Origin of the sequence: Frankia nepalensis (genome assembly GCF_016786325.1) — a bacterium.
GTDB classification, from domain to species: Bacteria; Actinomycetota; Actinomycetes; order Frankiales; family Frankiaceae; genus Pseudofrankia; species Pseudofrankia nepalensis.
The window spans coordinates 1-11,285 of record NZ_JADWYU010000045.1; the positions used below are offsets into that span (position 1 = coordinate 1).

5 protein-coding genes are annotated in these 11,285 nt (G+C 69.9%); 2 read left to right on the forward strand and 3 right to left on the reverse strand.

What is annotated here, in order from left to right; genetic code table 11:
- Positions 1-79: 79 nt before the first annotated feature.
- From I6A81_RS02090 to I6A81_RS02100, 3 genes are all read right to left on the reverse strand, one after another.
- Entirely contained in the window at positions 80-1,714 is a 1,635-nt protein-coding gene (locus tag I6A81_RS02090) for a glycosyltransferase (protein WP_203004840.1), read from the reverse strand.
- Complete coding sequence (locus I6A81_RS02095) at positions 1,711-4,563, reverse strand: glycosyltransferase (protein WP_203004841.1); 2,853 nt, start codon at positions 4,561-4,563, stop codon at positions 1,711-1,713. Before I6A81_RS02095 ends, I6A81_RS02090 begins: the two co-directional genes overlap by 4 nt.
- A 65-nt stretch (positions 4,564-4,628) precedes the next feature.
- Positions 4,629-5,168 carry a GtrA family protein gene (locus tag I6A81_RS02100; RefSeq protein ID WP_203004842.1) on the reverse strand — a complete coding sequence of 180 codons (540 nt, stop codon included), beginning with the start codon at positions 5,166-5,168 and terminating at the stop codon, positions 4,629-4,631.
- Between the two features lie 1,481 nt (positions 5,169-6,649).
- Here I6A81_RS02100 and I6A81_RS02105 point away from each other — a divergent pair.
- Both I6A81_RS02105 and I6A81_RS02110 read left to right on the forward strand, forming a co-directional pair.
- Positions 6,650-9,154 carry an ATP-dependent Clp protease ATP-binding subunit gene (locus I6A81_RS02105; protein WP_203004843.1) on the forward strand — a complete coding sequence of 835 codons (2,505 nt, stop codon included), beginning with the start codon at positions 6,650-6,652 and terminating at the stop codon, positions 9,152-9,154.
- 340 nt (positions 9,155-9,494) lie between these two features.
- Positions 9,495-10,988 (forward strand): fibronectin type III domain-containing protein, encoded by a 1,494-nt coding sequence (locus I6A81_RS02110; protein ID WP_307874409.1) that lies wholly within the window; start codon positions 9,495-9,497, stop codon positions 10,986-10,988.
- Positions 10,989-11,285 lie beyond the last annotated feature (297 nt).

The window sequence follows — 11,285 nt, forward strand, 5'->3', positions numbered from 1 at the left end:
GCCGACGTTTGTCGGCAGAGGCCCGGACGGCCAGGGGGAAGAAAAGGAGAAGGTCCGCCCGCGGCGGCGCCGGTCATCGTCAAAGACCTCCGGCCGACTGCAGCGCGGCATCGTTCCTCAGGGCTGCCTCGATCGCCATGTTCTCACGCTCGCTGCCTTCATGGCCATGCTCGGTCTTGTGCCACTGGCTGCGTGAGCGCTTCCGGCCGAGCTCCAGCACGCCGCTCCACATCGAGTAGCTGGTGAACAGCCACCAGACGGGTGCCAGGAACATGTACTTGACGCTCGGGTACTCGCCACGGCGAAGGCAGGCGATCATGAGCTGGTAGAGCAGGACGAAGTTTCCGATGAGCGCGGTCGCGCCGCCGAGGTAGAAGATGGCCGGCGGGAACAGCGACTCGATGAAGGCCGACCGGGTGATGAAGTAGGCGGCGGTCAGCAACCAGAACGCCGGGTTGATCATCAACGAGATCGGCGTGCCGACCATCAGCAGGCTGTAGACGAGGAAGTTCTTGAGCCCCATCTGCCGGATCACTGTCCGCGGCCGCCGCATGTGGACGAGGCCGGCCTGCATGTAGCCCTTGCCCCAGCGCATGCGCTGCCGGGCCGCGGTCTTCGCCTTGGCGGAGGCCTCCTCGAGCGTGTACGAGTCGATCATCTCGACCCGGTAGCCCGCGCGGGCCAGCCATCCCGCGATGTCGGCGTCCTCGGCGACGTTCCACGGGTCCCACGCGCCGATCAGCACGTCCGGGTCCAGGCCGCCGTCGCGAAGCTCGTCGGCGGGCATCGCGATCTGCCGGAGAACATCCGTCCGGAAGATGTTCGAGGTGCCGCCGAGCGGTGGGACGCAGCCGAGCCGCGCCAGGCCGGTGAGGATGTACTCGAAGTGCACGACGTACTCGGCCCAGTACATCCGGGTGATGACGTCGCCGGCCCACCAGCGCCAGACGTTGCGCCAGTACGCGGCGGTGACCACCCTCCGGAGGCGCCACTCCTCGGCCGGCGCGACCGACAGCCGCTGCTTGCCGACGTTCCAGAAGACCAGCCGAGCCTGGAGGCACACCACGTCGGGTGGGGCGATCCGATACACGGCGACGGCCTTCAACAGTTGCAACGGGTCGGGGCGGTCCTCCGCGTCCCAGATCACCGAGTAGGTGCCACGCGCCAGCGCCAGGCCGTAGTCACAGGCCTTCGGCTTCGTCCTCGGCTTGCTGTCGGGAACCACGACCACCTCGAAGTGGGCGGGGAGGTCGGCCCCGGCGGCCGCCGTGCGCGTCTCGTCGTCCACCTCCTCGAGGAGGAGCATGACCTGCAGCCGGTCCTTCGGGTACTTGATCCGGTCGATTGCCCGCACCAGGCCCGGCAGAACGGCCGCCTCCTTGAACAGCGGCACGAAGATCGTGATGGTGGGAAGATCGGGATCGTCCGAGCTGGGCAGCGACTTTGGCCGCAGAATCCGCTGGTCGGAGGCCGCGGCGCTCAGCACGAGCTTTACACCGACGAATGCCAGGTAGAAGAGCTGGCTGGCCCCGATGATGGCGATCAGCAGGACGGTGGGCCCGAAGATGCCGAAACAGGCGGCGGCGACGACCACCAGGAGCACCAGGAAGATCTTCTGGCCGCGGGAGAGCACCGTTCGCGCGCTGTCCCGCCAGGCGAGCCCGTGGTCGTCAGCGTGGGCTCGGCTGAGCGGCGGGCTTTCGATCGTCGTCACGTCCGGTCCTCATTTCCGGCCTGGCGAACCTCGTCGGCATGTTCCGGCGTCGCGTAGATCAGTCGGTCGGCGTCGCTGTAGACAAGTTCGTATCCGGCCAGGCGCTTGGATCCCGCGAGCTCGATCATGACGTGGTCCTCGGTCCCCGCCGACCGGCGCATGTAGATCCACTCGATACCGTTCGCGCGCGGGTCGGCCAGCGCTCGTTCCCACTGTTTGTAGCTTCCTTCGTAGACGCACTGGTCGGACGGAAGCTGGGACTCGAACATCACCTGTTCGTTGCCGAACGACTCCATGAGCACCAGCCCGCTGGTGTAGTTGTCACTCAGGAAGTCGGCCGCCTCGCTCGCCTGGATGGAGGTGGCCGCCCGGGCCCAGGCCTGCGGCTCCTCGAGGGTGAGGATGTCGCGGGTGACCAGTCCGCTCCCCCCGACGGCAATGGCCAGGCCGAGCGCGAACCCGGCGGGCGCGAGCCGCAGGCCGCGCACCCGCGGAAGGGATCCGAGCTGGGCCGTCAGGTACCCGACGAACACGGCGGCGGCCAGGATCATGATGAGGCCGAAACGGACGTTGTACAGCTCGCCGTTGTAGTGCATGACGTGCAGCGGCCGCTGGCCTGAGTACAGCGCGTAGCTGAAGAACGGGAAGAAGGTGACGAGCACCAGCGCCGGCAGCGACTCCACCGAAAGGCGGGTCCGCGCCAGGTAGACGACGAGGCCGATCACGGCCAGGGACGCGAAGATGAGCGTCAGGTTTCCGACGACGGCGATCCCGTAGGTACCGATCGCCACGTCGAGATGGCCGATCGAGCGCTCGGTCTCGTCGACCCAGAGCGACGGCTTCGCGTACTCGCCCCGTTGGAAGCCCAGCCAGTCACCCAGGATCAGCTGGTTCCAGGCCGCCCACCCGATGACCCCAAGCGCGGCGAGGGTAGCGAACGAGATCAGGATGCCGTCGGTCATCGACCGCAGCCGGCTCCGCAGCGCGACGACCAGCAGCGCCGCCATCATGGCGATGAGCAGGACCCATCCCTCGTACCTGGACAATGTCGCCAGGAAGGCCGACCCGGCCGCGCGGACGAGGTACTGGTAGCGAAAGTCGGTCTGGATCCACCGGAGCAGGCCATAGACGCTGCCCATGATGCAGGCCAGCAGCAGCGTCTCGGTCATCGGCGTGCTCTGCATGTAGAGGACGCTCGGGTTGAAGAGGAAGACCCCGGCGGTGACCAGGCCCGCGGAGCGGCGGCCGGTGAGCCGCCACCCGAACTTGTAGAGCAGCACGCCGCACACGACGTACGACACCATCGAGACGATGCTGCCGCAGATCCCGCTCTCGTATGCCGGGCCGTACCAGACGAGCGGCAGCGCGAGCAGGTGCGGCAGCGGAAGCCACACCCCACCGAGCTGGGCGAGCCCGGGCGTGGTGCTGCTCACCACGCGGCGGGAGATGAGCAGGTGCGAGATCGCGTCCTTGTAGGAAAGGGTGACGTCGTGCGCGTAGAAGTACGCGAACGAGCCGATCGAGCACAGGCAGGCGACGACGAAGACCAGCCGGACCCACGGGTCGGTCCGCCGCCACGGGCCTACGCTCCGCCTGCCGTCCTCGACCGCGTGCCGGGTCACCTTCGACCGGAGTTTGAACAGGCTGACGAAGGAGCCCAGGACGACCTTCAGGCTTCCGCCGGTCTGCTTCCCAGCGGTCCGCGGGTAGTGGGTTACGCCGGCCTCTTCGATCCGGAATCCATAGCGTCCGGCATACGCCAGCAGCTGGGGAGAGATGGCGGCATGGTCGCCGTCCAGCCGCGGCAGGATCTTCTCGATGACGCTTCGGTCGACCAGCTTGAACCCGCAGTCGACGTCCCGGGCCGTGAATCCGAGCATGAGCCGGGTGAGCGCGTGCCAGCCCGACCCCATCAGGCGCCGCTTGAGGGAGTCGGCCCGGGCGATCCTGAAGCCCACCACCATGTCGGCGTTGGTGCGCGCCATCTGGCTCAGCAGGGTCTCGATGCTGCGGGCCCGGAACTGGCGGTCGGAGTCCGAGAATCCGATCAGCAGCATGCCGGTCTCGTAGGTGGCGCTGAGGCCGGTCCGCAGCGCCGCGCCGTAGCCACGGTTCACCTCGTGCCGGATGACGTCGACGTGCTCGTACGTCTGGCTCAGCTCGCCGGTGAGTTCACGGGTCCCGTCGGTGCTGCCGTCATCGACGATGATCACCCGGTACGGGACCGCCAGCCGCTGGAACGTCGTGACCAGATCCTCGACGCAGCCCTGGAGATTCTCGACCTCGTTGTGGGCCGGCAGGAAGAACGCGATTCCGCCGTGCGCCAGCGCGCGGAGCCGATGAACCGGCTCGCTGGCCGCCTCGGTCACGCGCACGTAGCCGAAGAACCTCGAATGGCGCAGCCCGGCGGCGGCCGTCGCCCCGACGACCAGCCCGGCGACCGCCGCGGCGTTCCCGGGCACGTCGACGTACCGGAGCCCCAGGTAGACGCCGGTACCGGCCGCCAGGCAGGCCAGGGTGAGCATCAGCGCCGCCGCGGACCGCCGCCAGGAGGCCGCGGCCCGTACCCGGCCGTCGCCCAGGCGGGCGAGGCGACGGAGCAGAAGATTGCACCCGGCGGCCGCGAGGAACGCGGCGGCGTAGGCCGCGGCCGCCGGGGCGCCGGCGTCTCGCCCGGCCCGCAGGACGAGCAGCAGGACGCACGGCACGCTGACGACACGGAGCAGGAACAACGCCCGGCGCGCGGCGGAGCTGGACGCCGAGGGTGGCCGGCGCCGGGCGCGCGGGCGCGCCGGCGCGAGCGGCGGCAGATCACGGCGCGCCTGTTCCAGCGCCGTCGGAGAACCCACGGCGGCTCCGGACGCCCGCCGTGGCGACGGGATCGAATCGGTCGGTCGGGTGGTGCCGTCGGCGGTCACGCGTGGTCCCCCACCCGCGGCTGGCGGTCCGGCCGCCGGGCCGCCGGTATGAGGCCCGAGACGTCCGCGAAGTCCCGTTCCCCGGCCCCCCGGCTCCTGGCGAAGACGACCCTGTCGCCGATCGAATAGCTGACTATCATTCCGGATGCGATTCCTATGACCATTGCGAGTAGATCGCCGAAACGCCCGACGACCAGGGTGAACACCACGGTGCTGACCAGCAGCGACGCGAGCGTGCCGGCGTTGAACCCGAGCCACCGCCTGAGCCAGCGACGCGGCCCGGCGAGCTCCCTGGTGCGGTCGCGCCAGGTGAAGGTGCTGCTGAGCAGGAAGTTGACCTGCGCGGAGCAGGCGAAGCCCGCGGCGTAGGCGGCGCTCGGCTGGGCGCCGAGAAGTTCGACGGCCTTGAGCACGGCGAACTGGAAGACGGCGCAGGAGGTGCCGACGCAGCCGAACCGGAACAGCCTCAGGAATGTCGGCGCATTTCGGCGCAAAAAGGACGGGCCGCGTTCCGGGCCGGCCGCGAGTTCGGTCATGGCTGGCGCCGGTGGAGCGTTTCGTGCCCCGGCCCGGCCGCCGATCCATGGCCGCGGCCATCGGCGGGCGATGGGGCATACCGTCCCGAAGACTCGTCACGCTGCGTACACAGCGGGCCCGCGATGCCCCGCCCGGGCGCGCTCAATGGTCGCTCCCCGCGGGCCGCCGGCACGCCTGAGGGACGGGCCGGGCCCGAAAGGAAGTCTGAATGGGACGTGAACAGTTCACGACCGAGGCGGGAAGTCCTGGATTTCAGCGACAGGTGGGCCGCCGGTACGCTCATCAAAGGCATGCCGTTCCCCCAAGTGATGGCACGTCAAATTCGATGGCAGGTCGGAATCCACCGCGCGCTGGCGCGCTCGGTGGCGGGCGCGGCAATACAGCGGCCGTTCTGTGCGCACAAGGCGGACCCACGCGGGGCCGAGAACATGTCTCCTGGCGCGGCGGCGCCGACCGGTCACGAAGGAACGTCCGCCGGCGTACCTGTCTCACCCGCCGGCAGACGTCCCCCAACGACTAGCGACGGCCGGGTGGCCTTAGCACGACGGTGCTACGGCGACGAGGGCTCCCCGCGCCCAGCGGGACGGCCTGGCCCTGCTCAGGCAGATTCTGCTCAGGCGACTGCCCGCGCGGTTAACGGCAAGTATGTGACCCCCCAGTTCACGTGTGCCGCGTGGCTCGGCGAAGTCGCGGGAACCACGGGACCAACCGTAGCACGTCGATCGCGAACGGTACGGGGCGGGCATGTTTCCCTTCAATGTCCAAGAGTTAAGAGTGGGTTGCGCGACGCTCCTACGTGCCAGGGAGTCCGCCGCGCACATCCCACGGCCACCCGGCCGGCGCCGCTAATACGGCGCACGATCGACGCTCAGGGCCGAGACAGATTCCCTGCACGTCGGAGCCTGTTTGACGCGCCGACAGAGAAGATCGAAGAGGCGCCAGGGCGGTCCAGGCGAGGCCGGGTTCAGGTCTTTGTGGCCGGTCGGCTATGTTATTGCCATTTTGCCCGTATTGGGGAGGGTCGGGGCGCTCGCCGAGGGCCCGGCGCCGCGCGGCCCGCCCCCTCGGCGCCTCGGCACGCCCCACGAGTCGTGACACACGGTGACGACGAGAAGTGATCGCTCCGCCGCCATCCGTCAGGATCCCCTGACACCCCAGGCCGGACACGGCACCCAGAATCCGACATCGGGCCATCCGGGGCCTGGCCATTGGCGCGGGGACCGGACCCCGCCGGTGCCTGCGGGTTCCGCTCTCGGCGGAACGCCAGGACGGAATCATGGCGGCTCCGCCACGGTTGCCCTAGGCGTCGAGGGGCACGTCCGAGCCCGTCGGGGCACGACAGCGTTGTCGGCCCGGTCCGCGATGAGGTGGCCGGGTTCTGGCGGGTAGGTTTCTGTTCGATGCGTGAGGACATGCCTCGGCGGAGCTAGCATGCGGATACCGGCTGTCGTGTGGTCGGTCGCAGCTCGAAGGAGCGCACATGTTCGAGAGATTCACCGACCGGGCACGTCGGGTCGTCGTCCTGGCTCAAGAAGAGGCCAGGATGCTCAACCACAACTACATCGGCACCGAGCACATCCTCCTCGGCCTGATCCACGAGGGCGAGGGTGTCGCGGCGAAGGCGCTGGAGTCGCTGGGGATCTCGCTCGAGGGTGTGCGGTCACAGGTTGAGGAGATCATCGGTCAGGGGCAGCAGGCCCCGAGCGGCCACATCCCCTTCACCCCGCGCGCCAAGAAGGTCCTCGAGCTGTCCCTGCGCGAGGCGCTACAGCTCGGCCACAACTACATCGGCACCGAGCACATCCTCCTCGGCCTGATCCGCGAGGGTGAGGGCGTCGCCGCCCAGGTGCTGGTGAAGCTGGGCGCCGACCTCAACCGGGTCCGGCAGCAGGTCATCCAGCTGCTCTCCGGCTACCAGGGCAAGGGCGAGCCCGCGACGGCCGGCGGCCCGGCCGAGGGCACGCCGTCGACGTCGCTGGTGCTCGACCAGTTCGGCCGCAACCTGACCGCGGCCGCCCGCGAGGCCAAGCTCGACCCGGTCATCGGGCGCGAGAAGGAAATCGAGCGGGTCATGCAGGTGCTGTCCCGCCGCACCAAGAACAACCCGGTCCTGATCGGCGAGCCCGGCGTCGGCAAGACCGCGGTCGTCGAGGGGCTGGCGCAGGCGATCGTCAAGGGCGAGGTGCCCGAGACGCTCAAGGACAAGCAGCTGTACACGCTCGACCTGGGCGCGCTGGTCGCCGGCTCGCGCTACCGCGGTGACTTCGAGGAGCGCCTGAAGAAGGTCCTCAAGGAGATCCGCACCCGCGGCGACATCATCCTGTTCATCGACGAGCTCCACACGCTCGTCGGCGCGGGTGCCGCCGAGGGCGCGATCGACGCCGCGTCGATCCTCAAGCCGATGCTGGCCCGCGGCGAGCTGCAGACCATCGGCGCGACCACCCTCGACGAGTACCGCAAGCACCTGGAGAAGGACGCGGCGCTGGAGCGCCGGTTCCAGCCGATCCAGGTCGCGGAGCCGTCGGTGGCGCACACGATCGAGATCCTCAAGGGCCTGCGCGACCGGTACGAGGCGCACCACCGTGTCTCGATCACCGACGCCGCGCTCGTCGCCGCCGCGTCGCTGGCCGACCGGTACATCTCGGACCGCTTCCTGCCGGACAAGGCGATCGACCTGATCGACGAGGCCGGCTCCCGGATGCGCATCCGCCGGATGACCGCGCCGCCGGACCTGCGCGAGTTCGACGAGCGGATCGCGGGCGTCCGCCGCGACAAGGAGTCGGCGATCGACGCGCAGGACTTCGAGAAGGCCGCGTCGCTGCGCGACAAGGAGAAGACCCTCCTCGCGGAGAAGGCGAAGCGCGAGAAGGAGTGGAAGGCCGGCGACATGGACGTCGTCGCCGAGGTCGGCGACGAGGAGATCGCCGAGGTGCTCGCCATCTGGACGGGCATCCCGGTCTTCAAGCTGACCGAGGAGGAGACGGCCCGCCTCCTGCGCATGGAGGACGAGCTGCACAAGCGGGTCATCGGCCAGCAGCAGGCCATCAAGGCCGTCTCCCAGGCGATCCGGCGCACCCGCGCCGGCCTGAAGGACCCGAAGCGCCCCGGCGGCTCGTTCATCTTCGCCGGCCCGTCCGGCGTCGGTAAGACCGAGCTGTCCAAGACGCTGGCCGAGTTCCTGTTCGGCGACGAGGACTCGCTCATCCAGCTCGACATGTCCGAGTACATGGAGAAGCACACCGTCTCGCGGCTGGTGGGCTCCCCGCCCGGATACGTCGGCTACGAGGAGGGCGGCCAGCTCACCGAGCGGGTGCGGCGCAAGCCGTTCTCGGTGGTCCTGTTCGACGAGGTCGAGAAGGCCCACCCGGACGTCTTCAACACGCTCCTGCAGATCCTGGAGGACGGTCGGCTGACCGACTCCCAGGGCCGGCTGGTCGACTTCAAGAACACCGTCCTGATCATGACGTCGAACCTGGGCACCCGGGACATCTCCAAGGGCCCCGGCATCGGCTTCGCCACCGGTCAGGGCGCGGTCGACTACGAGCGGATGAAGGCCAAGGTCCAGGACGAGCTCAAGCAGCACTTCCGGCCCGAGTTCCTCAACCGGATCGACGACATCATCGTCTTCCACCAGCTGTCCCAGGAAGAGATCATCCGGATCGTCGATCTCATGCTGGCCCGGGTGGACGCGCAGCTGAAGAACAAGGACATGGCGCTGGAGCTCACCTCCGCCGCCAAGGCCCTGCTCGCCACGCGCGGGTATGACCCGGTGCTGGGCGCCCGGCCGCTGCGCCGGACGATCCAGCGGGAGATCGAGGACATCCTGTCCGAGAAGATCCTGTACGGCACGCTCAAGCCGGGCGAGATCGTCATCGGGGATGTCGAGGGCGAGGGCGAGGACGCGAAGTTCGTCTTCCGCGGCGAGCCGAAGCCCAGCTCGGTCCCCGACACCCCGCCGATCGACCTGGCCAAGTCGGGCGAATAAGGCGGTCGACTCAAGGTCGCCCTAGGGGCGACCATCGCCGCTCCGCCGTCGGACGCTCCGCGCCCGACCGGACCTGACCCGTGGTCGGTCCACAGACTGGGGTACTCCCCCGTCTGTGGGCGGCCACGTGGCCGGGTTGGCGGCGAACTGACCGCCATGTGGCTGGGTTGACGGCGTCCGTGACGGGTGCCGGTAACTGAAGAGATCGAAGATGGGAGGGCGGTCACGGGTAGCCGTGGCCGCCCTTCCGTCGTGTCAGGGCAGGCGATGTCGGATATGGACGACGTCGCGAGAGGGACGACGTTGTCACATGGACGTCGTGAGATGGAGGAGACGAGGCGTGGCGCGGCGGGCGGACGCGGGCGGGACCGGGGTGCACCTGGAGTTCGGGGCCGACCCGGCGACGTCGATGGTGGTTTCCTGGCTGACGGACGGCCCCGTGCGCCGGGCAGCGGTGCGGTTCGCTCCGCTCGAGGCCGGCGAGGGCAGGAAGGGCCGGGCGCACGCCCAGACCCGGGCCTACCGCGACGACAGGCGCCAGCGGGTGCACGTCCAGCACGCCACGCTGCGCGGGCTGCGGCCGGACACCCGCTACCGCTACGAGATCGAGGGCGGCCTCGCCGGCCCGGAGCCCTTCACCGGCGAGTTCCGCACGGCGCCGGCGCCCGGCGCCGAGGCCGCCTTCACGTTCACCTGCTTCGGTGACCACGGCACGGACCAGCCGGACGACCCGTTCGGCACCCCGGCCTCCGGGGAGGTCGTCGCCGCGGTCGAGGCGCGCGCCCCGCTGTTCAACCTCGTCCTCGGCGACCTGTCCTACGCGAGCCTGCGGCACGACTCGGCCCGCGTCTGGGCGGACTGGTTCCGGATGATCTCCCCCTCGGCCCGGCGCCGCCCCTGGCTGCCCGTCGCCGGCAACCACGAGAGCGAGCACGGAGTCGGCCGCTTCGGGCTGGACGCCTACCAGGCCTACTTCCAGACGCCGGACAACGGCTGCGGCGAGGCCTTCCGCGGTCTCTGGTACGCCTTCACGGTCGGCAGGGCCAGGTTCGTCGTCCTGTTCGGCGAGGACGTCTGCTACCAGGACCACGGCGAGGTGTACCTGCGCGGATTCAGCCACGGCCGGCAGACCGCCTGGCTGGACCGGACGCTGCGCTCCGCGCGCGCCGACCCGGCCGTCGACTGGATCGTCGTCGCCGTGCACCAGGTGGCGATGTCCACCGCCAACTACCACAACGGCGGGGACCTCGGGCTGCGGGAGGAGTGGCTGCCGCTGTTCGACCGCCACGAGGTCGATCTGGTTCTCTGCGGCCACGAGCACCACTACGAGCGGACGCACCCCGTCCGCGGCGTCGTCCCCGGCTCCCCCGCGCTGACGCCACGCCCCGGGGCCGTCCCGGCCGTCGTCGCCGCCGGGCCGTCACCCACGGCACCCACGGCGGCGGCGCGGTCCGCGGTGGCGGAGCCGGAGCAGGTCGACACGACCGCCGGCGCCGTCCACGTGATCGTCGGGACCGGCGGGTCGTCGTCCCCCAGCGCCCAGGTGCTGCTGGAACCGCCGGCGGGCCGGGTGGTCGTGGGCGTCGACGCCCAGTCAGGCCGCCGGCGCGCCCGCTACGCGCTCGAGGAGGCGCCGTGGCTGGCCATGCGTTCCCCCGACCACCCGTACGCGTTCGCCGAGCTGAGCGTCGACCCGGGCACCCCGGGCGGCCTCACGACGATCCGCCTGACCGCCCGCGACTCCCTCGCGCCCGACGCCCCGCCCTTCGACGAGGTCGTCCTCACCCGTCCTCGCGGTTCAACGGCCCAGACGGCCGCGCAATCGGCTAACTAATTCATGCCAACCATGCGCTGAATTAGCCGCGGCGCATTGGTGGGCGCCGCGGTTCCGTACCAGGGCCGGCCGAATGGTGCATAACGGTCAGATCGGCGCCCCGGTTTTCTTCCCTCCTTTCTGGAAGTGCCCGCGAAGATGGCGGAGCGCCCCGGTATAGTTGCGCCGGGGCACGGGCCTTGGCACCGCGGTGGACAACGAGATAAGCCGCGGACTAAAGGGGGTCCGGCGGGGGGACTCATGACGACGGGTGGCTTGTCCACGGAGCCGGTTGGCGTGGCCGTGGTGGGTGCCGGC

What these genes read in the sequence shown, in the direction of transcription:
- I6A81_RS02100 (WP_203004842.1), bottom strand. Translation starts at nt 5,168, where the DNA reads ATGACCGAACTCGCGGCCGGCCCGGAACGCGGCCCGTCCTTTTTGCGC.
- I6A81_RS02105 (WP_203004843.1), top strand. Translation starts at nt 6,650, where the DNA reads ATGTTCGAGAGATTCACCGACCGGGCACGTCGGGTCGTCGTCCTGGCT.